Origin of the sequence: Halomonas sp. YLGW01, from assembly GCF_014840935.1 — a bacterium.
Lineage (GTDB): Bacteria > Pseudomonadota > Gammaproteobacteria > Pseudomonadales > Halomonadaceae > Onishia.
Map to the genome: position 1 here is coordinate 174,811 of NZ_CP062005.1, position 22,861 is coordinate 197,671.

The following is a 22,861-nucleotide window of genomic DNA, read 5'->3' on the forward strand; positions in this document are numbered from 1 at the left end:
GCCCGGCCTTGATGGCCGGCATGCCTTGTGGTGTGCTGGTTGTCATGCTATGAGCGCTCCTATACCATTTCGCCCCACCTTGAAAGAGGACTGTCTATGCGTACGCCGCTGATTGCCGGCAACTGGAAGATGAACGGCTCGTTGTCCCTGGTCGAGACCTTCGCCGATGCGGTTGCCGAGCGCGGCGTGCCCGCGACGGTCGAGGCGGCGCTGATGCTGCCGGCTCCCTTCCTGTCGGTGGCGACCCGAGCCTTCGCCGGCCAGCCGGTCGCGCTGGGGGGGCAGACCCTGTATCACCAGCCGAGTGGCGCCTTCACGGGTGAGGTGAGCGGCGGCATGCTCGTCGATTGCGGTGCGCGCTATGTGCTGGTCGGTCACTCCGAGCGGCGCGAGCTGTTCGGCGAGGACGACGCCGCGGTGCTGGCCCGGGTGCAGGCGGCGCTGACCGCCGGGCTCACGCCGGTGCTGTGTGTCGGCGAGACCCTCGAGGAGCGCGACGCCGGCCGCACCGAGGCGGTGGTGCTCGGCCAGCTGGCGGCGGTCTTCGATGCCCTTTCGCCGGACGAGCGCCCCCGCCTGGTGGTGGCCTACGAGCCGGTATGGGCCATCGGTACCGGGCGGACCGCCACTCCTGAGCAGGCTCAGCAGGTGCATGAGGCGCTGCGCGCGCACCTTGCGACCTATGACCCGACGCTGGCCGAGGGCCTGCGTCTGTTGTACGGCGGCAGCATGAAGGCTGCCAACGCCGCCGAGCTGCTCGCGCAGCCGGACATCGACGGCGGCCTGGTAGGGGGAGCCTCCCTCCAGGTCGACGATTTTCTAGCCATTTGCCAGTCAGCAGGTTGAACCCCATGCAAGTTGCCTTTCTCATGATCCACGTGGCGATCGCCATCGCCCTGGTCGTTCTCGTCCTGCTGCAGCAGGGCAAGGGCGCCGATGCCGGCGCCTCCTTCGGGGGCGGCGCTTCCCAGACCGTGTTCGGGTCCCGCGGCAGCGGCGGCTTCCTGTCCAAGTTCACGGCACTGCTGGCGGCCGGTTTCTTCGCCACCTCCCTGACGCTTGCGTACTTCGCGTCCGAGGCCGGTGAGGCGCCCGAGGCCGGCATCCCGAATGCTGAGGTGGTCGAGCAGCAAAACGGCCTGCCAACCCTTGACGACTCCTCATCCGATATGGATAATACAGCGCCAGTGCTCGAGGAGAACGGCAGCTAAGCCGTCTTCGTCGTGCACTCCCCTGATGCCGAAGTGGTGGAATTGGTAGACACGCTATCTTGAGGGGGTAGTGACCTTACGGTCGTGCGGGTTCAAGTCCCGCCTTCGGCACCATCTGAAACGCCTTGTACGTCGAGGCCTTCAGTAGCAAGATTGGCATTCAGGCGATGGCCACTGCCACGGCAAGGTAAGAGTCCTTGACGTGAACTAGAGTGGCGAGTAACATTGCCGGCCTGTGATGCGGGGTGGAGCAGTCTGGTAGCTCGTCGGGCTCATAACCCGAAGGTCATCGGTTCAAATCCGGTCCCCGCTACCATTTAGGCCGTCAAGCGACGCCAAATGGTTTATAAGGATTCTTGTGAAAGGCCCCTTCCAGTGAAGGGGCTTTTTGTTAGTAGCTCATCTGTTAGCCGTTCCCCTGTTAGCAGCCTTCGCTGGTAACACGCCAATCAGCCACCTCGCTTCCTCTTTATCTCCCGGCCAGGTGCCTGACGCAACGGCTGTAGGAGTCTTCGTCTGTGGCAATCAAGGACGCTGCGCTATACGCGTTAATCGAGCCGGTGGCCTCCGCCATGGGCTTCGAGCTCTGGGGGCTCAACTACCTGTCCCAGGGCAAACACTCCCGTCTGGTGATCTATATCGATGGCCCCGAGGGCGTGACCGTCGACGACTGTGCCGATATCAGTCGTCAGATCAGTGCGGTCATGGATGTCGAGGACCCGATCGCCGGCGAATATCGTCTCGAGGTGTCGTCGCCGGGCATGGATCGGCCGTTGTTCACCCTCGATCATTTCGAACGGTTCAAGGGCCATGTGGTGGCGATCAAGTTGCGCACCTCCTTCGATGGTCGGCGCAAGTTCCAAGGGCTGCTGGCCGGGATCGAGGGCGACGAGGTGTTGTTGCAGGTCGAAGGCGAGGAGTACTGCTTTCCCATCGACAGCATCGATCAGGCGCGTGTCGTGCCCCAGTTCGAGGATTGAGGTCGATGCATAAGGACAGGTTTTCTGGCGAGGCAAAGGCATGAGCAAAGAGATTTTGATGGTCGTGGACGCGATCTCGAATGAGAAGGGCGTGCCCCGTGACGTCATCTTCGAGGCCGTCGAGGCAGCGCTGGCAAGCGCGTCGCGCAAGCGCTTCGAGGGTCAGGAAGTCAACGTGCGGGTGGCGATCGACCGCGTCACCGGCGAATACGACACCTTCCGTCGCTGGGCGGTGATCGAGGACGACGAGTTCGAGAACCCGGATGCCGAGATCAAGCAGTCCTTCGCCGAGCGTCGCGATCCGCCGCTGACCCTGGGCGACGTGGTCGAGGAGCGCATCGAAAATGCCGCCTTCGGCCGTATCGCTGCCCAGACCGCCAAGCAGGTGATCGTGCAGAAGGTCCGTGAGGCGGAGCGTGCCGAGGTGGTGCGCCAGTACGCCGATCGCGAGGGCGAGCTGGTGGCCGGCATCGTCAAGAAGACCACCCGCGAAGGCCTGATCATCGATCTGGGCGACAACGCCGAGGCGTTCCTGCCCCGCAACGAGATGATCCCGGGCGAGCGCTACCGCATGAACGAGCGGGTGCGCGCGCTGCTGGTCAAGGTCGATGCCGAGGCGCGCGGCGCCCAGCTGATCCTGTCGCGGACCTGCCCCGAGCTGATCATCGAACTGTTCAAGATCGAGGTGCCGGAGATCGCCGAGCAGCTGATCGAGATCAAGGGCGCGGCACGGGATCCCGGCTCGCGCGCCAAGATCGCCGTCAAGACCAACGACCGCCGCATCGATCCGGTCGGCGCCTGCGTCGGCATGCGCGGATCGCGGGTGCAGGCGGTGTCCACCGAGCTGCAGAACGAGCGCGTGGATATCATTCTTTGGGACGACAACCCCGCCCAGCTGGTGATCAACGCCATGGCGCCGGCGGATGTCGCCTCGATCCTCGTCGATGAAGACAGCCATGCCATGGATGTCGCCGTCGCCGAGGACAACCTCGCCCAGGCCATCGGTCGCAGCGGCCAGAACGTGCGGCTCGCCTCAGAGCTGACCGGCTGGCGGCTCAACGTGATGACCGAGGAAGAGGCCGAAGGCAAGCGCGAGCAGGAAATCGACAGCCAGGTGGAATTCTTCATCAACCACCTGGAAATCGACGAGGAACTGGCACGTATCATGGTCGAGGAAGGCTTCACTTCCCTGGAAGAAGTGGCCTACGTGCCCCTCGAGGAAATGCTCGAGATCGAGGAATTCGACGAGGATCTCGTCGAGGAGCTGCGTGCACGCGCAAAAGATGAGCTGTTGAACCTGGCGATCGCTTCCGAAGAGGAGCTCGACGGCGCCCAGCCCGCCGACGACCTGCTCGAGATGGAAGGGATGGAACGTCACCTGGCCTTCATTCTGGCCAGCCGGGGCATTGTCACCATGGAGGACCTTGCCGAGCAGTCCGTCGATGATCTGAAAGACATCGAGGACGTGGACGAGGAGCGCGCTGCGGCACTGATCATGACTGCCCGTGCGCCTTGGTTCGAGAGCGAACAGTAAACAGGTCACGGGCTCAGGAGGGTCGTTAATGTCAGACATGACCGTAAAAGATTTTGCCGTAAAAGTGGGGCGCGAAGTGCCCCGCCTGCTGGAACAGATGAAAGAAGCCGGCCTACCCCATAAGGCCGAGAGCGACGCGGTGTCCGAAACGGACAAGAAGCGCCTGCTCGATTACCTGACCAAGAGCCACGGCGGTGCGACCAGCGACGCCGGGGCGAAGAATCGCGTCACCCTGACGCGCAAGACCAAGAGCCGGATCCGTTCCGGTGATCGCGGCAAGACCATCGAGGTCTCGGTGCGCAAGAAGCGCACCTACGTGAAGCGCGAGGAAGAGAAGCCCGCCGAGGAGCCGAAGGCTCAGGATCACGGGCCGCGTCAGCTGGTCGGTGACATGGCCGATTCCCAGGCCGAGCGTGCCGCTCGCGAGGCGGAGGAAGCCAAGGCCGCCAAGGCCAACGCCGAAGCCGCCAAGGCGGCGGAAGCAGCGAAGGCAACGGCCGCCGAGCCGGAGATTCCGGTGCCGGAACTCGAGACCGCCGAGCCTGCCGCTCCCGAGGTCAATGCACCGCCCAAGGAACCCCGTGGCGATACCCGCCGGGCGCCCAAGAAGGCCGGCGCCAAGGCCAAGAAGGGTCGTCATGAGCGGGACGATGACGATCGCGATGACCGCCGTCGCGGCGGCAAGAAGGCCAAGCGGGCCGAGCGTCGCGGCAGCCGTCGTGGCGGTCGCGAAGGTGGCGGCAAGCACGGCTTCCAGAAGCCGACGCAGCCGATCGTGCGCGAAGTGTCGATTCCCGAATCGATCAGCGTCGCCGAGCTGGCCGACAAGATGTCGATCAAGGCCAACGAAGTCATCAAGGCCATGTTCAACATGGGCGCGGCGGTGACCATCAACCAGACCATCGATCAGGACACCGCGGTGATCGTGGTCGAGGAAATGGGCCACAAGCCCAAGCTGGTCAAGGACGATGCCCTCGAGACCGAAGTGCTCGAGAACATCTCCTACGAGGGCGAAGAGATCACCCGCTCGCCGGTGGTCACGGTCATGGGTCACGTCGACCACGGCAAGACCTCGCTGCTCGACTACGTGCGTCGTGCCAAGGTGGCGACCGGCGAAGCCGGCGGCATCACCCAGCACATCGGTGCCTATCACGTCGAGGACAATCACGGCGGTGTGACCTTCCTCGATACCCCGGGCCACGCGGCGTTCACCGCCATGCGTGCTCGCGGTGCCAAGGCCACCGACGTGGTCATCCTGGTGGTCGCGGCGGACGATGGCGTGATGCCGCAGACCATCGAGGCGATCGAGCACTCGAAGGCCGCTGGCGTACCGATGGTCGTGGCGGTCAACAAGATCGACAAGCAGGGCGCCGATCCGGACCGGGTCAAGAATGAGCTGTCCCAGCACGGTGTCATCTCCGAGGAGTGGGGCGGCGACACCCAGTTCGTCCACGTTTCCGCCAAGTCCGGCGAAGGCATCGAAGACCTGCTGGAGTCCATCCAGCTGGTTTCCGAAGTGCTCGAGCTCAAGGCCGTGCCGGAAGCACCCGGCAAGGGCGTGGTGGTCGAGTCCCGTCTCGACAAGGGCCGTGGCCCGGTCGCCACCGTGCTGGTCCAGAACGGCACCCTGAAGAAGGGCGACATCGTGCTCGCCGGTCTGCACCACGGCCGCGTGCGTGCCCTGACCAATGAGCTGGGTCAGCAGGTCGACGAGGTCGGTCCGTCCATGCCGGTGGAGATCCAGGGTCTCGACGGCACGCCGGATGCCGGTGACGACTTCATGGTGCTCGAAGACGAGAAGAAGGCCCGCGAGATCGCCAACTTCCGTCAGGGCAAGTACCGCGAAGTGCGCCTGGCTCGCCAGCAGAAGGCCAAGCTGGAGAACATGTTCAGCCAGATGGGCAAGGAAGAGGTCGCCAAGGTCAATATCGTCCTCAAGGCCGACGTCCAAGGCTCGCTGGAAGCGATCAAGAGCGCTCTCGAAGAGCTCTCCACCGACGAAGTCGAGGTCGCCGTGGTGTCCTCCGGTGTCGGCGGCATCACCGGTACCGACGCCAACCTGGCGCTGGCCAGTGAGGCTATCGTGGTCGGCTTCAACGTCCGTGCCGACGCCGCGGCTCGCGAGATCATCGAGCGTGAAGGCCTGGATCTGCGCTACTACAGCGTGATCTACCAGCTGATCGACGAGGTCAAGCAGGCCATGAGCGGCATGCTGGCACCGGAGTGGAAGGAAGAGATCGTCGGCGTGGCCGAGGTTCGCGACGTCTTCCGCGCGCCGAAGATCGGCGCCGTGGCCGGCTGCATGGTCGTCGAGGGCACCGTGCACCGCAACAAGAAGATCCGTGTGCTGCGCGAAAACGTGGTCATCTACGAAGGCGAGCTGGAGTCCCTGCGTCGCTTCAAGGATGACGTCAACGAAGTGCGCAACGGCATGGAATGCGGTATCGGCGTCAAGAACTACAACGACGTCCAGGCCGGTGACAAGATCGAGGTCTTCGATCAGGTCAAGGTCGAGCGCACCCTGTAACCGACCGAGGAGAGCTGGTCATGCGCGAGTTCAAGCGTACCGACCGGGTAGCCGACCAGCTTCAGCAGGAGCTGGCGGTACTCATCCAGCGCGAGGTCAAGGACCCGCGCCTGGGCATGGTCACCGTCAGCGGGGTCACGGTCAGCCGTGACCTCGGCTATGCCGACGTCTATGTCACCCTGCTCGGCGAGAACGATGCCGAGCGGGTCAAGGACAACCTCAAGGTGCTCAAGCGCGCCGCGGGGTTCCTGCGCAGCCAGATCGCCCGGCGCATCAAGCTGCGTCACGTACCGGAACTGCGCTTCCACTACGACGAGAGCGTGGTGCGTGGGCAAAAGCTGTCCTCGCTGATCGAGGAGGCGGTCGCCAGCGACCGCGCCCAGCATCCTGATGATGACAGCGATGCCGCCGAGCCGGACGGCGAGGCGCGCCGCGACGAGGACGGCCGCTGATGGCGCGAAAGCGTCGCGGCCTGCCGGTCGATGGCGTGCTGTTGTTCGACAAGCCCAAGGGGGCGTCGAGCAACCACGTGCTGCAGCGCGTCCGACGGCTCTATCAGGCTCAGAAGGCAGGGCACACCGGCACCCTGGACCCGATGGCCACCGGCCTGCTGCCGATCTGCTTCGGCGAGGCCACCAAGTTCAGCTCCTTCCTGCTCGAGGCCGACAAGGTCTATGAGACTCGGGTGAAGCTGGGCGAGGTGACCGACACCGGCGATGCCGAGGGCGAGATCGTCGAACGCGCCCCGATACCGTCCTTGAACGAGGCCGATATCGAGGGCGTGTTGTCGCGTTTTCGCGGCGAGATCGATCAGGTGCCGCCGATGTATTCGGCGCTCAAGCACGAGGGGCGCAAGCTCTATGAGCTGGCCCGGGAAGGCAAGACGATCGAGCGTGCAGTCCGGCGCGTGAGCGTTTATGATAGCCGGCTGCTCGAGGCGAGTGCCGAGGGTTTTGACCTGCGGGTGCGGTGCAGCAAGGGCACCTACATCCGTACCCTTGCTGAGGATATCGGTCGCGCGCTCGGGTGCGGTGGCCATATCACGGCGCTGCGCCGGCTCAAGACCGGGCCCTTCGATGGCGACGGCATGCATACCCTGGACGCCCTGGAGGCACTGCCCGATCAGGACGCCCGGGAAGCGCTGTTGATGCCGGTCGACGTGCTGGTGGCGCATCTGCCGGCGCTTGACGTCGACGACGTGGCGGCCTCCCGGATCCAGCATGGCCAGCCGGCCCGCGTCGATACCGGTGAGCTCGCCGTCGACGACACCGCCAGACTCTATCGTGGCGAGGCCTTTCTGGGCCTGGTCACGGTCAGGGCGTCGGGGGAAATCGCTCCCCGTCGCTTGTTGAATACCGCCGCCGCCCAGTCGGGGGGCGATGCGTAACGCAACCCGCACCGCGTGGTACCTGCCACGCGGCGCAGGCGTGGAGACTGCAAATATGCGTGGTCTCCGACATTCATCACCAGGCATATTGCTTACTGGAGAAACAGATGGCACTTACCGCTGAAAAGAAGGCCGAGATCGTCAATGAGTTCGGCCGTGGCGAAAACGACACCGGTTCCCCCGAAGTTCAGGTGGCCCTGCTGAGCGCCAACATCGACGGCCTGCAGGATCACTTCAAGACCAACAAGCAGGATCACCACTCTCGTCGTGGCCTGATCCGCATGGTCAACCAGCGTCGCAAGCTGCTCGACTACCTCAAGCGCAAGGATTTCGAGCGTTACCAGTCGCTGATCCAGCGCCTGGGCCTGCGTCGCTAAGCGGCACCGGCAGCCAGACAGGGACGGGTCCACGGATCCTTCCCGGACCCGCGGCAGCGCCGCAGGGTCCTCGAGCAAGCAACCCCAAGGGGTTGCTTGTTCTTTTATGGGATCTTGGTAGCCCTTGCCCCGACGACCTCCTAAAATGGGCGTCGAGTCAAAAAGACCCAACATGAATTCGACAAGTTGAAGGAAGCCGCCGTGAACCCGGTCAAGAAAACATTCCAGTACGGTCGCAGCACCGTGACTCTCGAGACGGGCCGTATCGCCCGTCAGGCCACCGGTGCCGTGCAGGTCACCATGGGTGATACCGTGGTGCTGTGCACCGTGGTGGGCAAGAAGACCCTCAAACCGGGCCAGGACTTCTTCCCGCTGTCCGTGCACTACCAGGAAAAGACCTATGCCGTGGGCAAGATCCCCGGCGGCTTCTTCAAGCGTGAGGGGCGCCCCACCGAGAAGGAGACCCTCACCTCGCGTCTGATCGACCGTCCGATCCGCCCGCTCTTCCCCAAGGGCTTCATGAATGAAGTCCAGGTGATCTGCAACGTGATGTCCGCCGACCGCAACCAGGACCCGGACATCGCCGCCATGATCGGCACCTCCGCGGCGCTGGCCATCTCCGGTCTGCCGTTCAGTGGCCCGATCGGCGCCGCCCGCGTCGGCTTCGACGAGGAGAAGGGCTACTTCCTCAACCCGACCGTCGAGGAGCTGACCCAGTCCGAGCTCAACATGGTCGTCGCCGGCACCGAGAAGGCCGTGCTGATGGTCGAGTCCGAGGCCAAGGAGCTACTCGAGGACGAGATGCTGGGTGCGGTGCTGTTCGCCCACCAGGAGATGCAGGTCGCCATCACCGCCATCAACGAGCTGGTGGCCGAGGCGGGCAAGCCGAAGTGGGACTGGCAGCCGGCAGAAGAGAACGTGGCCCTCACGGAAGCCCTGGCCAAGGACTTCGAAGCCAAGGTCGGCGAGGCCTACCGCATCACCGACAAGATGGCTCGCCAGGACGCCCTGAGCACCGCCAAGGATGCCGCCATCGCCGCGCTGGCCGGTGAGGAAGAAGGCACCTTCGATGCCGACGAGGTGGCCAAGGCCTTCGCCGCCCTCGAGAAGCGTGTCGTGCGCTCGCGGGTGGTCAAGGGCGAGCCGCGCATCGACGGTCGCGACCTGAAGACCGTGCGTCCGCTGGACATCCAGGTTGGCATGCTGCCCAAGACCCACGGTTCGGCGCTGTTCACCCGCGGCGAGACTCAGGCCATGGTCGTCGCCACCCTCGGCACCCTGCGTGACTCCCAGCTGATCGAATCACTGGAAGGCGAGCGCAAGGATCGCTTCCTGCTGCACTACAACTTCCCCCCGTACTGCGTGGGCGAAGCCGGCTTCATGGGCGGCCCCAAGCGTCGCGAGATCGGTCACGGCCGTCTGGCGCGCCGCGGCGTTCAGGCCATGCTGCCGAGCGATGACGACTTCCCCTACACCATTCGCGTGGTCTCCGAGATCACCGAGTCCAACGGCTCCAGCTCCATGGCCTCGGTGTGCGGTACGTCACTGGCCCTGATGGACGCGGGCGTGCCTCTCAAGGCGCCGGTGGCCGGCATCGCCATGGGCCTGGTCAAGGATCCGGACGGCTTCGCCGTGCTGACCGACATCCTGGGTGACGAGGATCACCTCGGCGACATGGACTTCAAGGTGGCCGGCAGCGCCGAAGGCGTCACGGCACTGCAGATGGACATCAAGATCGAGGGCATCAACGAGGAGATCATGGAGCAGGCGCTGCAGCAGGCTCACGAGGCCCGCCTGACCATCCTCAAGCAGATGAACCAGGTGATCGGCGAGAGCCGCAGCGAAGTGTCCGACAACGCCCCGTCGATGGCCACCATCAAGATCAACCCGGACAAGATCCGCGACGTGATCGGCAAGGGCGGCGCGACCATTCGCAAGATCTGCGATGACACTGGCGCTTCCATCGATCTGGACGACGATGGCACCGTGCGTATCTATGCCGAGGATAAGACGGCCGCCAAGGCAGCGATCGATACTGTGCTTGCCATCACCGCCGAGGCCGAGATCGGCAAGCTCTACATGGGCAAGGTGGTGCGCATCGCCGACTTCGGCGCCTTCGTCAACATCATGCCGGGCACCGACGGCCTGGTGCACATCTCCCAGATCGTGCCCGAGCGGGTCAACGACGTGCGCGAGTTCCTCAACGAGGGGGACGACGTGATCGTCAAGGTGCTGGACATCGACAATCGTAACCGCGTGAAGCTCACCATCAAGGAGATCACGCCGGAAGAGAAGGCCGCCTTCGAGGCCGCCGAGGTGGTCGTCGACTAAGGTGGTCGCCGACGACTAGGCCTCCTGGCACGAGGCCTCAACGACAACGCCCCCGCAGCCTGGCTGCGGGGGCGTTTTTTTTGCGCCTTGCCTATAGGTGTCAGGGGCTCCTCAGCGCTCGATGGCCAGCGCCACGCCCTGACCGCCGCCGATGCACAGCGTCGCCAGGCCCTTCTTGGCGTCCCGGGCGATCATCTCGTGGACCAGGGTCACCAGCACGCGACAGCCGGAGGCACCGATCGGATGGCCGATGGCGATGGCGCCGCCGTTGACGTTGATCTTGTCGGCATCCCAGCCAAGCTCCTTGTTGACCGACAGCGCCTGGGCGGCGAAGGCCTCGTTGGCCTCGACCAGGTCCAGCTCGTCGATGGCCCAACCGGCCTTGTCGAGGCAGCGGCGGGTCGCCGGGGCCGGGCCGATGCCCATGATCGACGGCTCGACGCCGGCGTTGGAGTAGGCCTTGATGCGGGCCAGCGGCTCGAGCCCCAGCGCCTTGGCCTTCTCGGCGGAGCACAGCATGACCACCGCGGCGCCGTCGTTGATCGAGGAGGCGTTGCCGGCGGTCACGGTGCCGTCCTTCTTGAAGGCCGGACGCATGCCGCCGAGCTTCTCGGCGGTCACGCCGGCTCGCGGGCCCTCGTCGGTGTCGAACACCACCGGGTCGCCCTTGCGCTGGGGAATCTCGACCGGGACGATCTGGCTCTTGAACTTGCCGGCCTCGATGGCGGCCGTGGCCTTCTGCTGGGACGCCGCGGCGAAGGCATCCATCTCCTCGCGGGTGATGCCGTATTTCTCGGCCAGATTCTCGGCGGTGATGCCCATGTGATAGTCGTTGAAGGCGTCCCACAGGCCATCGTGGACCATGGTATCGACGGCCTTCCAGTCGCCCATGCGCTGCCCGCTACGGGAATGCGGCAGGACATGCGGGGAGGCGGACATGTTCTCCTGACCGCCGGCGAGGATCAGCTCGGCGTCGCCGCAGCGGATCGCCTGAGTCGCCAGATGCAGGGCCTTGAGGCCGGAGCCGCAGACCTTGTTGATGGTCATGGCCGGCACCGCATCCGGCAGGCCGGCCTTGATGGCTGCCTGACGGGCGGGGTTCTGGCCGACACCGGCGGTGAGGACCTGGCCGAGCAGCACCTCGTCGACCTGGTTGCCCGCGACGCCGGTCTGGGCGAGGATGTCCTTCATGACCAGGGCCCCCAGGTCGCTGGCAGGGATGCCGGCGAGCGAGCCGCCGAAGGTGCCAACGGCTGTGCGGCGGGCCGCGACAATCACCACGTCTTGCATACAGAGACTCCTCGAGAATGTCTTGGGACCTCCTAGCATAGGAGAGTCTTGTGCGCTGCGACAATGGCTAATCGCGTACACGGGACCAAAGCGCAAGGTGGCCAGAGCAGGATCGGGAAGGGCCGTGGACCGGCGTATGGCTAGGGCCCCGTTGAGGGGTGGCAAAGAGGCGCTGGCGAGGTGAGCTCGAGATGACGTCGCGGACGGCCGTCGACAGGGGCCGGCCGCGAGTGAGGTGGGCTCAGTCAGGGTGAGCCCAGTCAAGGTGAGCTTAGGCGAGCTGGACGGGGATGGCGTTGCTGGTGTGGCTGACGGCATTGCCTTCCTGCAGGTAGACCAGCGCCGGCTGGTGCTGCTCCACCTCGCGATCGTCATAGTGGGCATAGCTGCAGATGATGACCCGGTCGCCGACGCTTGCCAGGTGGGCCGCGGCGCCGTTCACCGAGATCACCTTGGTGCCTTCCTCGGCGCGGATGGCGTAGGTGGTGAAGCGCTGGCCGCCCTCGACGTTATAGATCTGGATCTGCTCGTTTTCGCGGATGCCGGCCAGGTCGAGCAGCTCGCCGTCGATGGCGCAGGAGCCTTCGTAATTGAGTACGGCGTGGGTGACGCGAGCCATGTGCAGCTTGGCCTTGAGCATGATGGTGTACATCGAAGAGGCTTCCTTATCCGTCGCGATGCGACAGGCGAATGGTCAGGTTGTCGATCAGGCGGGCCGGCCCGAGCTGGGCCGCGGCGAGAATCACCGCCTCTCGGGTGTTGGCGTCGACCTCGCCGAGATCATCGGCGCGGCGCAGCGCCAGATAGTCGGGCACGAAGCCGCGCGCGATCAGGCGTTGGTGGGCGGCCTCCAGTGCGGCGGCGCGAGGCTCGCCGGCGTCGAGAGCCTCGCGCAGCTCGCACAGGGTGCGGTAGAGCCCCGGCGCCAGTTGGCGCTCTTCCTCGCTGAGATAGCCGTTGCGCGAGGACAGCGCCAGGCCATCGGCGGCCCGCACGATCGGCACGCCGACGATCTCGATGGGGAAGTGCAGGTCGCGGGTCAGCTGGCGAATCACCGCCAGCTGCTGATAGTCCTTCTCGCCGAAGCAGGCCAGGTCGGGTTGCACCAGGTTGAAGAGCAGGCTGACCACGGTGGCCACGCCGTCGAAGTGGCCGGGGCGTGAGCCGCCGCACAGCCCCTCGCTGACGCCGGCCACGTGCACCCGGGTCTGGACGTCGAGGCCCTGGGGGTAGAGCTCCCGGCTCGAGGGCGCGAACACGAGATCGCAGCCGGCGCGCGCGAGGCCGGCCTGATCCTCGGCGAGGGTGCGGGGGTAGGCGTCCAGGTCCTCGTCCTCGCCGAACTGCAGCGGATTGACGAAGATCGTCGCCACCACCAGGTCGGCCCGCGCCCGGGCCTCGGCGACCAGTGCCAGGTGGCCGTCATGCAGGTTGCCCATGGTCGGCACCAGGGCGATGCGCTGCCCGGCCCGTCGCGGGCCGGCCAGGGCCTCACGCAGCGCCGGGATATGATACAAGGTATCCATCAGAAGCAGTGTTCCTCGGCCGGGAAACGGCGTGCCTTGACGTCTTCGTGATAGCGACGGAAGGCGGACGGGATGTCGTCGGCCTCGGCCATGAAGTTCTTGACGAAGCGCGGCGTGCGGCCGTGGGTGATGCCCAGCACGTCGTGCATGACCAGGATCTGGCCGTCGACGTCGGGGCCGGCCCCGATGCCGATCACCGGCACGTCGAGCGCCTCACGCACCGCGCGGCCGAGGCTCGCCGGCACGCACTCGAGCAGGATCACCGAGGCGCCGGCGTCCTGCAGGGCCTTGGCGTCATGGAGAATCTGCTCGGCGCGCTCGGCGTCACGGCCCTGTACCTTGTATCCGCCCAGCTGGTGAACCGACTGGGGCGTCAGGCCCAGGTGGGCGCACACCGGCACGCCGCGACGGGTCAGCTCACGGATGCCCTCGGCCATCCAGGCCTCGCCCTCGACCTTGACCAGCTCGGCGCCCGCGCGCATCAGGGCGCCGGCATCGTCGAGCAGCCTCGGCAGGCTCGAGTTGCTCATGAACGGCAGGTCGACCATTAGCAGGCTGGCGCCCTTGCCACGGGCCGCGCAGCGGGTGTGATAGCAGATATCCTCGAGGGTGACCGGCAGGGTGCTGTCGTGGCCCTGCAGCACCATGCCCAGGGAGTCACCGACCAGCAGCACCTCGATCCCGGCGTCGCTGGCGGCGCGGGCGAAGGAGGCGTCGTAGGCGGTCAGGCAGCTAAAGGTCTCCCCCGCCCGCTTGTGGGCCGAAAGCGTGCTCAAGGTGACGGTTTTCATAGTATTGCGATCTCGTCGATAGCGTCGTGGGGCCGAGTGGCGGCACTCGATCCCCTGGCTGGCGTCGGGGCCTGCCATCACGGTGTTACCCGACAGTCCCCGGAAGGGTGGAATGGTAACAAAAGACGGGCAACTCTACCTTTCGGGTAACAGGGCCCGCAAGTCGCCGGCGGACTGCCAGGCGGGGAGCGCCGCGACGGGGCCGAAGCCCGGCAGCTCGAGTCGAGGGGCCAGTTCATGCAGGGGCACGACCACGAAGGCGCGCGCGGCAAGCTCCGGGTGGGGCAGGCGGAGCCGGGGATGCTCGAGGCGCCGGTCGTCGTAGAGCAGCAGGTCGAGATCCAGGGTGCGTGGCCCCCAGTGGCGCCGGCGCACCCGGGCATGGCGCTGCTCGAGAGCCTGCAGCTGATCGAGCAGTGCGAGCGGCGACAGCCGGGTCTCGACGCGCGCCACGGCGTTGATGAAGTCGGGCTGATCTTGCGGGCCCACCGGTCGACTCGCGTAGCGGCGGGAGGTGGCCGTCAGGCGCGTCAGCGGCAGGCCATCGAGCTCGGCGATCGCCCGCTCGACATGGCCGCGCGGGTCGTCGAGATTGCTGCCAAGGCCGATGTAGGCGAGGGACGGCATCCGCTCAGTCCTGCTGGCTCGACGAAGGCTGGGCACTGCGCCGGCGCTTGCGGGGGCGGCGCTTGCGCTTCTTGCCGCCACCGCTGCCGGCCGGGTCGCTGCCGAGCTTCTGCAGCAGGCGGCGCTGCTCGTGCTCGTCGGCGTCCTGGAAGGCGGTCCACCAGGCGCCGAGGCCGGGCGTGATCTCGCCGGCTTCCTCGCGCAGCAGCAGGAAGTCGTAGGCGGCCCGGAAGCGCGGATGCTCGAGGGTCTGGAAGGCACGCTTGCCGTGACGCCTGGGCAGGTGCATCTGCAGGTCCCAGATCTCGCGCATCGGGATGCTGAAGCGCTTGGGGATCGAGATGTGCTTGAGCTGACGGCTGACCGCCTGCTGGGCGGCGGTATGCAGTGCCGGCACGGCGGGCATGCCGTCATCCATCAGCGCCGCATGGCGCATCGTCACTCCCGGCCACAGCAGGGCGCCGATCAGGAAGGCCGGCGTCACCGGCCGATCGCGACGGATGCGGTCATCGGTGTTTGCAAGGGCCCGTTCCATCAGCGCTTCGGCCCAGGGCAGGGCCTCGAGAGCCTCGTCGGCCTCCGGGAAGAGCATCGGGAAGAGGCCGTGGTGGCGCAGTGCTCGGAAGGTATCCAGGGCATGGCCCGCGAGGAACAGCTTGAGGATCTCGTCGAACAGCCGGGCCGGCGGAATCTGCAGCAGCAACGGTGCCAGCTCCCGGATCGGGGCCTCGGTGGCGGCGTCCATGCTGAAGTCGAGCTTGGCGGCGAAGCGCACCGCGCGCAGCATGCGCACCGGGTCCTCCCGGTAGCGGGTCGCCGGGTCACCGATCAGGCGCAGGGTGCGAGACTCGATGTCGCGTACGCCATTGGCCCAGTCATGGATCGAGAAGTCGGCGATGTTGTAGTAGAGCGCATTGACCGTGAAGTCGCGACGCAGGGCGTCTTCCTCGACGTTGCCCCAGACGTTGTCACGCAGCAGCAGGCCGTCCCGTGATTGCTGGGACTGCTGGCCGCCGTGATCGTCGTTGGGACGTCCGCGGAAGGTGGTGACCTCGATCACCTCGCGACCGAAGCGCACGTGCACGATGCGAAAGCGCCGCCCGATGATCCGCGAGTTGCGGAACAGGTCGCGCAGCTCCTCCGGGGTCGCGTCGGTGGCGACATCGAAGTCCTTGGGCGTCTTGCCGAGCAGGGAATCCCGGATGCTGCCGCCGACCAGGTACGCCTCGAAGCCCGCATTGTGCAGACGATAGAGGACCTTCAGCGCGGCATCGGAGAAGAGCTTGCGGGAAACGTCGTGGTCATCGCGGGGAATCACGCGCAGCGCGGGGGTCTGGCCGGAGCCGTCCTGAGAGCCGAACAGCGACTTCAGATGCTCACCGGGAGCTTGTAGAAAACGGGTAAATCCTTTGAACATGCAGCGAAATCGACTCGCTAAGGCAAAACCCAAGTGTAGCCGACCACCGACACCTTGGGAACCATTGCCTGTTGGAGGGACGTCCAGATAGGCCGGCCATTCGCGGTGGTTTGGCTTCCAGACGCAGAAAGGGGAGGCCAGTCGGCCTCCCCTGTAAGCATGAAGTCAGCATCCCTGCTGTTGGTTCTTCTTCGTGATGGCGCATCGCCTTGAATACGCACCACAGTCACCAAAGATGGTTCAGGCAAGCAAGATTCTTGTTGTTATCGACCTTCCTGATGGCGACCGTCTCGTATTCAAAACAATAGTCCAACCACGACGGCAACGGAGTTGCCTTCCTCCGGTGTCTTGTTGTTGTTACCGGAGGTGCATCGCATGAGGGCTTGTTGTTGTTGTGGCCCGTCGGGATGCGTGTCGTCCTGGTCAGCTTTCCGGACTCTCGACCGCAATTGTTGTTGTGGTGATCGAGTCGCACCGGGATGGCGTGTGGTTGTTCTTGTGAGAGTGATTGCCATCACGGGTGCCGTGTCGTGCCGTCAGCGTTGTTGTTGTTGGGCTGTCGGCGGTGTTCGAGTGCTCGTCGTTGTTGTTGTTGGCGCGAGGGCTCGATGACGTCCGGCTGTTGTTTTTCTTGCTCTAAACAGTGCACTGCTCGTGCCATGTTCAGAAAAGTTAAGTAAAAACAGAGTGTTGTATTTTTTCCAATCGGTTCCGCCTGATATGCACCGCTGTTGTGTTACCCCCTGTGCCGCATCCTGGGGCATTTCTTGTGTGGGATGGTAACAACTGGTGCAGCGCTGGCCGCCATGATGCGCAAAAGCGCCCGCAAAGGGAACTCGCGGGCGCTTAGACCATGGTCGGGTAGGGGCCGTTAAGGGGGCTATTAAGGGGGCCATGTAAGGCGGGAAGGCATCAGTCCCGACGGCCTCGGGCGCTGCGCTTGCGGGGGATGCCCAGGCGCTGTCGCCGCTCCCACAGGCACTTGCGACTGATGCCGAGCTTGTGGGCGAGCTCGGTCTCGCTCATCTGCTCCTGATGCTCGAGCACGAAGTGCTGGAAGTAGTCCTCCAGCGACAGGTCCTCCTCGCTGTCCTCGTCCGCCCGCGGCGTCGCATCATCCGCTGGCGTCGCGCCGCTCGGTGCCGCGGGCGAGGCCGGAGGCACGGCGGTCGGGCGCAGGCCCAGGTCATCGGGATGGATCAGGTGGCCCTCGGCGAGGATGACGCCGCGCTCCAGGGCGTTCTCCAGTTCGCGGACATTACCGGGCCAGAGGTAGTCGCGGATCTCCCGGCGGGCGCTGCGCGAGAGCCTCAGTCCCCGGCGCTCATGGCGTCGGCAGGCGGCCTCGAGCAGCACGTCGGCGAGGGCCAGGATATCGTCCTCGCGATCCCGCAGGGCCGGCAGGTCGATCTGCATCACGTTGAGGCGGTAGTAGAGATCGAGGCGAAACTCGCCGGTCTTCGACAGCGCCTGCAGGTCCCGGTGGGTGGCGGCGATCAGGCGCACGTCCACATGCCGGGTCTCCACCGAGCCGATCTTGCGGATCTCGCCCTCCTGCAGCACCCGCAGCAGCCGCGCCTGGGCATCCAGCGGCAGCTCGCCGATCTCGTCCAGGAACAGGGTGCCGCCGTCGGCGGCCTCCACCAGGCCGGTGCGGGCGGCGCTGGCGCCGGTGAAGGCGCCCTTCTCGTGGCCGAACAGCTCGGACTCGATCAGGGTCTCGGGAATCGCCGCGCAGTTGACGCAGATCAGCGGGGCCTTGGTGCGTTTGCTCTGGTTGTGGATGGCGCGCGCCACCAGCTCCTTGCCGGTGCCCGACTCGCCCTGGATCAGCACCGTGACGTCGGCTGGGGCGGTCTTGCGAATCCGGGTATAGACCACCTGCATGGCGGGGCAGTCGCCGATCATCGTCTGGGATGCAGCGTTCTCGAGGGGGGCGGAGGCAGCCGGTGCATCGTTCCGGGCGTCGAGCACCCGGGCCACCGTCTCGAGCAGCTCGGCATGATCGAAGGGCTTGGCGACGTAATCGACCGCGCCCTGTTTCAGGGCATCGACGGCGGAGCGCATGCTGGCATAGCTGGTCATGATCAGCACCGGCACCGGGGCGGCGCGGGCGATCATGGCGGTGCCGGGCTCACCGGGAAGGCGCAGGTCGCTGATCACCAGCGCGAAGCGCTGCGGGTCCAGGGCCTCGGCCTCGGCCACCGAGGCGGCCTCGCTGACCTCGTGGCCATGGCGTTCCAGCAGCCGCTTCAGGGCGCTGCGGATGATGCTTTCGTCTTCAACGATCAGAATCCGGCTCATGGGGCAGCTCGTCGTCCTCTTGACTCGGGGGCTGCCGTGGGCACGGCAGCCTCATGACGCATCGGGTACCGCGATCGCGCCCGTCGGGGGGCGATTCCACCTCGATGCGCCCCTGATGGTCGGCCAGGATGCCATGGACCAGCGCCAGGCCGAGGCCAGTGCCCTAGCCGGGCGCCTTGGTGGTAGTGAAGGGCTCGAACAGGTGGTCACGCACACGGAGGTCGAGGCCCTGACCAGCATCGGTCACGGACCATTCTATGCCATCTCGCCCCTGGCCATCGGCGCGGCGCCGGGCCTCGATCTCGATGGCGCCACCAAGTGGGCTCGCATCCCGCGCGTTGCCCAGCAGGTTGACCATCACCTGGACCAGACGCTGGGCATCCCCCGTCAGCCGGAGCGCCTCGGGGCAGCGGTTGCGGTAATCGACATCCTGGCCCTTGTGCGCTAGCCGGATCAAGTGAAGTGCCTCCATGGGCCTCTCCTCGTGGATCACTCCCTGGGATCGATAGCCCCCGGACTCTCTCCGTGGCTCGGCACACAAAGTGGCCAGGATTTAGGCGGCCAGGATTCAGGTAGCTAGGCCTCCGGCCAGTCAGGAGCGCGATGAGCGTCATCGGGCGTCAGCCGCATCGGGTCCCAGGCGGCGATGGCGGCGGTCAGCTGGTCCTCGACCGGTGCGGTGGCAAGCGCCGGGTCGGGTGTCTGCTGCAGGGCCGCGAGGGCCTGATGCAGCAGCGGGCGCACCCGTTGGTCCTCGGGCAGCGCCCGAGCCAGGTTCTGCTTGGAGAGCTTCTGGCCGTCGTCGCCGATGATCAGCGGCAGGTGCAGGTAACGGGGTTCGGGCAGCCCCAGGGCGGCCTGCAGCTGGCGCTGCCAGGGGGTGTTGTCGAGCAGATCGACGCCGCGGACCACGTCGCTGATGCCCTGGTCGGCATCGTCGACCACCACCGCCAGCTGATAGGCCCAGAGGGCATCCTTGCGCTTGAGTACCACGTCGCCCAGCGCGGCCGGGTCCAGGCACTGTCGCCCATAGAGCCGGTCCTGCCAGATCACCGGGCGCAGTCCACGGTCGCTGCGCAGCCGCCAGGCGAGGGGAGCGTCGGGGGCACAGGGGCCGTTGTGGCACCAGCCGGGGTAGACGGGGTGATCCCGCCACTGCTTGCGCGAGCAGCTGCAGGGGTAGGCGAGCCCCGCCTCGGCGAGCCGCTCGAGGGCCGCCGCATAGGCATCATCACGTGTCTGCTGGTAGCGCACCGGACCGTCCCAGTGAAGGCCGAAGGCCTCGAGCTGGCGCAGGATAGTGTCGCTTGAGCCGGGCGGGCAGCGGGGCGGATCGATGTCTTCGATGCGCAGTCGCCAGGTGCCGCCGGCGCGGCGGGCATCCAGGTAGCTGCCCAGCGCCGCGACCAGCGACCCGAAGTGCAGAGGGCCGGATGGGGTGGGGGCGAAGCGTCCGCAGTAGTCGATCATGGCTGAGGGCTCATCGGGGCGGTGGGGGCATCGGTGCTCGTGGCGGATGCCGCGCGTCGGGGCGGGGTGGGCTCGGTTCTGGCCTGCTGTTGGCCGGCTGAATACGCCGACGGGCACCCGAGGGTGCCCGTCGAAGATGGCCAATATTGCCGCGCGGGCCTGGCTGGCAAGCCTGTATCAGCCGCCGAGCTGCTTCTCCTTGAGCTCGGCCAGGGTCTTGCAGTCGACGCATTGAGTGGCCGTGGGGCGCGCCTCGAGACGACGGATGCCGATCTCGACGCCGCAGGCCTCGCAAAAGCCGTAGTCGTCCTCATCGATCTTGTCGATGGTTTCGTTGATCTTCTTGAGCAGCTTGCGTTCGCGGTCCCGGGTGCGCAGCTCCAGGTTGAAGCCTTCTTCCTGGGTGGCACGATCCGCCGGATCGGCATAGTTGTTGGCGTCTTCCTGCAGGTGGCGCACGGTGCGGTCCACCTCTTCCATCAGGTCCTTTTTCCAGTCGAGCAGGATCTGCCGGAAGTGCTCCAACTGTTTGTCGTTCATGTACTCTTCACCCGGAGCCGGCTCATACGGGGTGAAGCTCTTGAGGGCTTCCGTGGGTTGTGCTGCTGCTGCCATGTGGCTGCCTCATTACTCGAGTGACTGGGGCCATTACCCGATCGAAGGGGAGCTGTCCATCGCGGGCCCAAAGCCCAGTGTATTTAGCGAAAAAATGCCGCGAACGCAACCGTTGTGTCATCTTCTTTGCTGTAGAAGCGCATCGCCAAGCGGTTACCATACCGTTCTGACCGTACCGCCTGCCGGCGGTGCCCACTCGTTGCTACAGGGAGTCGCCCATGTCGTTCAGCGCCAGGCTGGATCGGGTCCAGCCGTTTCGAGTCATGAGCCTGCTCGAGGTCGCTCAGGCCCGCGAGGCGGCGGGCCACGACGTCATCCACCTGGAGGTCGGTGAGCCCGATTTCGCCACCCCGGAGCCGGTGATCGCCGCCGGGCAGCAGGCGCTGGCCGCGGGCCAGACGCGCTACACCCCTGCCGCCGGGCTGCCGGCGCTGCGGGAGGCCATCGCCGGCCACTATGCCGAGCACTTCGGCGCCCGGGTCGACCCGGGCCGGATCATCGTCACCCCGGGCGCCTCCGGGGCCCTGCTGCTGGCCAGCCAGCTGCTGGTGCAGCGGGGCGACCGGGTGCTGATGGCCGACCCCACCTATCCCTGCAACCGTCACTTCATGGCGCTGGCCGAGGCCGAACTCGATACCGTGGCGGTGGGCCCGGAGAGTGGCTGGCAGCTGGATGCCGGGCTGATCGCGCGCCACTGGCGCGAGGCGACCCGGCTCGCGATGCTGGCCACGCCCTCCAACCCCACCGGCCATACCCTGGACGCGGGCCAGATCGCCGCCGTGGCCGAGACCGTGGCCGCGCGTGGCGGAGCCCTGCTGGTCGACGAGATCTATCAGGGCCTGACCTATGACGTGGCGCCGGTGTCGGCGGCGGCCATGGCCCCCGAGGCTTATGTGGTGAACAGCTTCTCGAAGTACTTCGGCATGACCGGCTGGCGCCTCGGCTGGCTGGTGGCCCCCGAGGATGCCGTGGAACCGCTGACCCGGCTCGCCCAGAACGTCTTCCTGGCGGCGCCGACGCCCTCCCAGCATGCGGCCCTGGCCGCCTTCACGCCGGAATGCCGCGACGAGCTCGAGCGCCGTCGCCGGGAGCTGCATCGCCGCCGCGATGCCCTGCTCGAGGGACTGGCGGGCCTGGAGCTGGCGCCCTCGCTGCCGCCCCAGGGCGCCTTCTATCTATGGCTCGACATCAGCCGTTACAGCCGGGACAGTCAGGCCTTCTGCCGGCGTCTGCTGGAGGAGGAGAACGTCGCCATCACCCCGGGGATCGACTTCGCCGTCAGAGGGGGCGAGCACCATGTGCGCATCGCCTTCACCGCCGAGGTCTCGCGCCTCGAGGAGGCGGTGGCGCGCCTCGGGCGCTTCCTGGCCCGCCAGTCCGGCCCGTCGGTGAAGGCAAGCCCCTGATGGACTATCCCCACCTGGTGCCCGGCATCCTGATCCGTCGCTACAAGCGCTTCCTGGCCGACGTGCGCCTCGACGACGGCCGCGAGGTGGTGGCGCACTGCCCCAACACCGGCTCGATGCGGGCGGTCAACGTGGAGGGGGCTCGGGTCTGGCTGTCGCCGAGCGACAACCCCAAGCGCAAGCTCGCCTGGACCTGGGAGCTGATCGCATTGCCTCAGCCGGAGGGCGGGATGGCCCTGGCCTCGGTGCATACCGGGCGCACCAATGCGATCGTCGAGGAGGCGCTGCGCGCCGGGGCCGTCGCGCCGTTGGCCGGCTACGCCGAGCTCAAGCGCGAGGTGCGTGTCGAGGGCGCGCGGCTCGATTTCCGCCTGAGCGGTGCCCCCGAGGTGCCCGACGCCTATGTCGAGGTCAAGCAGGTCACCCTCAAGGAGCCCGATGGTCACGGCTATTTTCCCGATGCGGTCAGCGAGCGGGGCCGGCGTCATCTCGAGGTATTGAGTCGCCTGGCCGCCGAGGGCCATCGCGCGGTGCTTTTGTTCTGCGTGGCGCATACCGGCATTGCGGATGTCGCCCCGGCGGCGCATCTCGACCCGGCCTATGCCCAGGCGCTAGGCGATGCCATGGCCGCAGGTGTCGAGGTGCTGGCCTACGGCTGCGACGTTACCTGGCAGGGGGCCGTGCCGAGTGACATCCGGCTGGCACGGCCCCTGCCGGTGTCACTCACTCGCCAGGTGGATACCGCCGTGGTCGTCGATGGTCAGTGATAGCGGTTCAAGGGACTGATACTGGCAGGGTCCGGCCACGCACTCGCCGTTCTCCGGCAGGAAGAGGGCGCCGTGATGGGCGCACTGGATCAGCTCGCCGCCCTCGGCCAGGAAGCGGTGCGCCTCGATCTCGAGGCGGCTGTCCCGGTGGGGGCAGCGGTTCTCATAGCCGTGCAGGTGGCCGTGCACCCGCACCAGGAAGCCCGCGCGACCATCGGGCAGGGTGATGGCGAGCGCGCCGGTGGCGTCGAGATCGCCGAGGCGGGCGAGAGGGGAACCGGGCATGGGCGCTCCTGTCGAT

The 22,861-nt window shown here is 66.3% G+C and carries 21 protein-coding genes, 2 tRNA genes and 1 pseudogene; 13 read left to right on the plus strand and 11 right to left on the minus strand.

All coding sequences use genetic code 11. From position 1 onward, the window contains the following. Positions 1–96: 96 nt before the first annotated feature. The 11 genes from tpiA (at position 97) to pnp (ending at position 10,347) form a co-directional block, all read left to right on the plus strand. Entirely contained in the window at positions 97–846 is a 750-nt protein-coding gene (gene tpiA, locus IEJ03_RS00810; RefSeq protein ID WP_192035876.1) for a triose-phosphate isomerase, read from the plus strand. 5 nt (positions 847–851) lie between these two features. Beyond that, a complete protein-coding gene (gene secG, locus IEJ03_RS00815) occupies positions 852–1,211 on the plus strand; it encodes a preprotein translocase subunit SecG (protein ID WP_192035877.1) in 360 nt (119 codons plus the stop codon). A gap of 27 nt (positions 1,212–1,238) precedes the next feature. Then, positions 1,239–1,325: transfer RNA gene (locus tag IEJ03_RS00820), tRNA-Leu, on the plus strand. A 125-nt stretch (positions 1,326–1,450) separates the two neighbouring features. Then, a tRNA-Met gene (locus tag IEJ03_RS00825) sits at positions 1,451–1,527 on the plus strand. Between the two features lie 202 nt (positions 1,528–1,729). Beyond that, positions 1,730–2,191, plus strand: a complete 462-nt coding sequence (gene rimP / locus IEJ03_RS00830) for a ribosome maturation factor RimP (RefSeq protein ID WP_192035878.1) — start codon at positions 1,730–1,732, stop codon at positions 2,189–2,191. Between the two features lie 40 nt (positions 2,192–2,231). Further along, positions 2,232–3,725, plus strand: coding sequence for a transcription termination factor NusA (nusA, locus tag IEJ03_RS00835; protein WP_192035879.1), 1,494 nt, complete (start codon positions 2,232–2,234; stop codon positions 3,723–3,725). Between the two features lie 28 nt (positions 3,726–3,753). Further along, a complete protein-coding gene (gene infB, locus IEJ03_RS00840; protein WP_192035880.1) occupies positions 3,754–6,252 on the plus strand; it encodes a translation initiation factor IF-2 in 2,499 nt (832 codons plus the stop codon). Between the two features lie 20 nt (positions 6,253–6,272). Beyond that, entirely contained in the window at positions 6,273–6,704 is a 432-nt protein-coding gene (gene rbfA / locus IEJ03_RS00845) for a 30S ribosome-binding factor RbfA (protein ID WP_192035881.1), read from the plus strand. Continuing rightward, positions 6,704–7,639: a tRNA pseudouridine(55) synthase TruB gene (gene truB, locus IEJ03_RS00850; RefSeq protein WP_192035882.1), complete on the plus strand. Its 936-nt coding sequence runs from the start codon at positions 6,704–6,706 to the stop codon at positions 7,637–7,639. Before rbfA ends, truB begins: the two co-directional genes overlap by 1 nt. Positions 7,640–7,746: 107 nt before the next feature. Continuing rightward, entirely contained in the window at positions 7,747–8,016 is a 270-nt protein-coding gene (gene rpsO, locus IEJ03_RS00855; RefSeq protein WP_192035883.1) for a 30S ribosomal protein S15, read from the plus strand. A gap of 201 nt (positions 8,017–8,217) precedes the next feature. Further along, positions 8,218–10,347, plus strand: coding sequence for a polyribonucleotide nucleotidyltransferase (gene pnp / locus IEJ03_RS00860; protein ID WP_192035884.1), 2,130 nt, complete (start codon positions 8,218–8,220; stop codon positions 10,345–10,347). 111 nt (positions 10,348–10,458) lie between these two features. On the opposite strand, the gene IEJ03_RS00865 is transcribed toward pnp, so the two are convergent. From IEJ03_RS00865 to dksA, 10 genes and pseudogenes are all read right to left on the minus strand, one after another. Then, positions 10,459–11,637 carry an acetyl-CoA C-acetyltransferase gene (locus tag IEJ03_RS00865; protein ID WP_192035885.1) on the minus strand — a complete coding sequence of 393 codons (1,179 nt, stop codon included), beginning with the start codon at positions 11,635–11,637 and terminating at the stop codon, positions 10,459–10,461. Positions 11,638–11,908: 271 nt separating this feature from the next. Next, positions 11,909–12,289 carry an aspartate 1-decarboxylase gene (gene panD / locus IEJ03_RS00870; RefSeq protein WP_192035886.1) on the minus strand — a complete coding sequence of 127 codons (381 nt, stop codon included), beginning with the start codon at positions 12,287–12,289 and terminating at the stop codon, positions 11,909–11,911. Between the two features lie 13 nt (positions 12,290–12,302). Next, positions 12,303–13,163, minus strand: coding sequence for a pantoate--beta-alanine ligase (panC, locus tag IEJ03_RS00875; RefSeq protein ID WP_192035887.1), 861 nt, complete (start codon positions 13,161–13,163; stop codon positions 12,303–12,305). Beyond that, entirely contained in the window at positions 13,163–13,954 is a 792-nt protein-coding gene (gene panB, locus IEJ03_RS00880; protein WP_192035888.1) for a 3-methyl-2-oxobutanoate hydroxymethyltransferase, read from the minus strand. The genes panC and panB overlap by 1 nt, the downstream gene beginning before the upstream one ends. 135 nt (positions 13,955–14,089) lie before the next feature. Next, positions 14,090–14,581 (minus strand): 2-amino-4-hydroxy-6-hydroxymethyldihydropteridine diphosphokinase, encoded by a 492-nt coding sequence (gene folK, locus IEJ03_RS00885; RefSeq protein WP_192035889.1) that lies wholly within the window; start codon positions 14,579–14,581, stop codon positions 14,090–14,092. Between the two features lie 4 nt (positions 14,582–14,585). Next, positions 14,586–15,998: a polynucleotide adenylyltransferase PcnB gene (pcnB, locus tag IEJ03_RS00890; RefSeq protein WP_192035890.1), complete on the minus strand. Its 1,413-nt coding sequence runs from the start codon at positions 15,996–15,998 to the stop codon at positions 14,586–14,588. A gap of 912 nt (positions 15,999–16,910) precedes the next feature. After that, complete coding sequence (locus IEJ03_RS00895; RefSeq protein WP_192035891.1) at positions 16,911–18,302, minus strand: sigma-54 dependent transcriptional regulator; 1,392 nt, start codon at positions 18,300–18,302, stop codon at positions 16,911–16,913. Further along, positions 18,280–18,774: pseudogene (locus IEJ03_RS15985) on the minus strand (HAMP domain-containing sensor histidine kinase). Before IEJ03_RS15985 ends, IEJ03_RS00895 begins: the two are co-directional and overlap by 23 nt. Positions 18,775–18,878: 104 nt before the next feature. After that, positions 18,879–19,772: a tRNA glutamyl-Q(34) synthetase GluQRS gene (gluQRS, locus tag IEJ03_RS00905; protein WP_192035892.1), complete on the minus strand. Its 894-nt coding sequence runs from the start codon at positions 19,770–19,772 to the stop codon at positions 18,879–18,881. Positions 19,773–19,949: 177 nt separating this feature from the next. Further along, positions 19,950–20,387, minus strand: a complete 438-nt coding sequence (gene dksA, locus IEJ03_RS00910) for an RNA polymerase-binding protein DksA (RefSeq protein ID WP_192035893.1) — start codon at positions 20,385–20,387, stop codon at positions 19,950–19,952. A 218-nt stretch (positions 20,388–20,605) separates the two neighbouring features. Between dksA and IEJ03_RS00915 the strand changes: the two genes are divergently transcribed. Together IEJ03_RS00915 and sfsA are read left to right on the plus strand one after the other, a co-directional pair. Then, complete coding sequence (locus tag IEJ03_RS00915) at positions 20,606–21,793, plus strand: aminotransferase class I/II-fold pyridoxal phosphate-dependent enzyme (protein ID WP_192035894.1); 1,188 nt, start codon at positions 20,606–20,608, stop codon at positions 21,791–21,793. Then, entirely contained in the window at positions 21,793–22,560 is a 768-nt protein-coding gene (gene sfsA / locus IEJ03_RS00920; RefSeq protein WP_192035895.1) for a DNA/RNA nuclease SfsA, read from the plus strand. The genes IEJ03_RS00915 and sfsA overlap by 1 nt, the downstream gene beginning before the upstream one ends. On the opposite strand, the gene IEJ03_RS00925 is transcribed toward sfsA, so the two are convergent. Then, positions 22,513–22,845: a Rieske 2Fe-2S domain-containing protein gene (locus IEJ03_RS00925; RefSeq protein WP_192035896.1), complete on the minus strand. Its 333-nt coding sequence runs from the start codon at positions 22,843–22,845 to the stop codon at positions 22,513–22,515. The two genes, sfsA and IEJ03_RS00925, sit on opposite strands and share 48 nt — an antisense overlap. Positions 22,846–22,861: the final 16 nt, after the last annotated feature.

Excerpts from the sequence above, each read along its gene's own strand:
- pcnB (WP_192035890.1), bottom strand. The coding sequence starts at position 15,998 with ATGTTCAAAGGATTTACCCGTTTTCTACAAGCTCCCGGTGAGCATCTG.
- dksA (WP_192035893.1), bottom strand. The coding sequence starts at position 20,387 with ATGGCAGCAGCAGCACAACCCACGGAAGCCCTCAAGAGCTTCACCCCG.
- sfsA (WP_192035895.1), top strand. The coding sequence starts at position 21,793 with ATGGACTATCCCCACCTGGTGCCCGGCATCCTGATCCGTCGCTACAAG.
- infB (WP_192035880.1), top strand. The coding sequence starts at position 3,754 with ATGTCAGACATGACCGTAAAAGATTTTGCCGTAAAAGTGGGGCGCGAA.
- rpsO (WP_192035883.1), top strand. The coding sequence starts at position 7,747 with ATGGCACTTACCGCTGAAAAGAAGGCCGAGATCGTCAATGAGTTCGGC.
- rbfA (WP_192035881.1), top strand. The coding sequence starts at position 6,273 with ATGCGCGAGTTCAAGCGTACCGACCGGGTAGCCGACCAGCTTCAGCAG.
- nusA (WP_192035879.1), top strand. The coding sequence starts at position 2,232 with ATGAGCAAAGAGATTTTGATGGTCGTGGACGCGATCTCGAATGAGAAG.
- IEJ03_RS00895 (WP_192035891.1), bottom strand. The coding sequence starts at position 18,302 with ATGAGCCGGATTCTGATCGTTGAAGACGAAAGCATCATCCGCAGCGCC.
- truB (WP_192035882.1), top strand. The coding sequence starts at position 6,704 with ATGGCGCGAAAGCGTCGCGGCCTGCCGGTCGATGGCGTGCTGTTGTTC.
- IEJ03_RS00925 (WP_192035896.1), bottom strand. The coding sequence starts at position 22,845 with ATGCCCGGTTCCCCTCTCGCCCGCCTCGGCGATCTCGACGCCACCGGC.
- tpiA (WP_192035876.1), top strand. The coding sequence starts at position 97 with ATGCGTACGCCGCTGATTGCCGGCAACTGGAAGATGAACGGCTCGTTG.
- gluQRS (WP_192035892.1), bottom strand. The coding sequence starts at position 19,772 with ATGATCGACTACTGCGGACGCTTCGCCCCCACCCCATCCGGCCCTCTG.
- panC (WP_192035887.1), bottom strand. The coding sequence starts at position 13,163 with ATGGATACCTTGTATCATATCCCGGCGCTGCGTGAGGCCCTGGCCGGC.
- secG (WP_192035877.1), top strand. The coding sequence starts at position 852 with ATGCAAGTTGCCTTTCTCATGATCCACGTGGCGATCGCCATCGCCCTG.
- panB (WP_192035888.1), bottom strand. The coding sequence starts at position 13,954 with ATGAAAACCGTCACCTTGAGCACGCTTTCGGCCCACAAGCGGGCGGGG.
- folK (WP_192035889.1), bottom strand. The coding sequence starts at position 14,581 with ATGCCGTCCCTCGCCTACATCGGCCTTGGCAGCAATCTCGACGACCCG.
- IEJ03_RS00865 (WP_192035885.1), bottom strand. The coding sequence starts at position 11,637 with ATGCAAGACGTGGTGATTGTCGCGGCCCGCCGCACAGCCGTTGGCACC.
- panD (WP_192035886.1), bottom strand. The coding sequence starts at position 12,289 with ATGTACACCATCATGCTCAAGGCCAAGCTGCACATGGCTCGCGTCACC.
- IEJ03_RS00915 (WP_192035894.1), top strand. The coding sequence starts at position 20,606 with ATGTCGTTCAGCGCCAGGCTGGATCGGGTCCAGCCGTTTCGAGTCATG.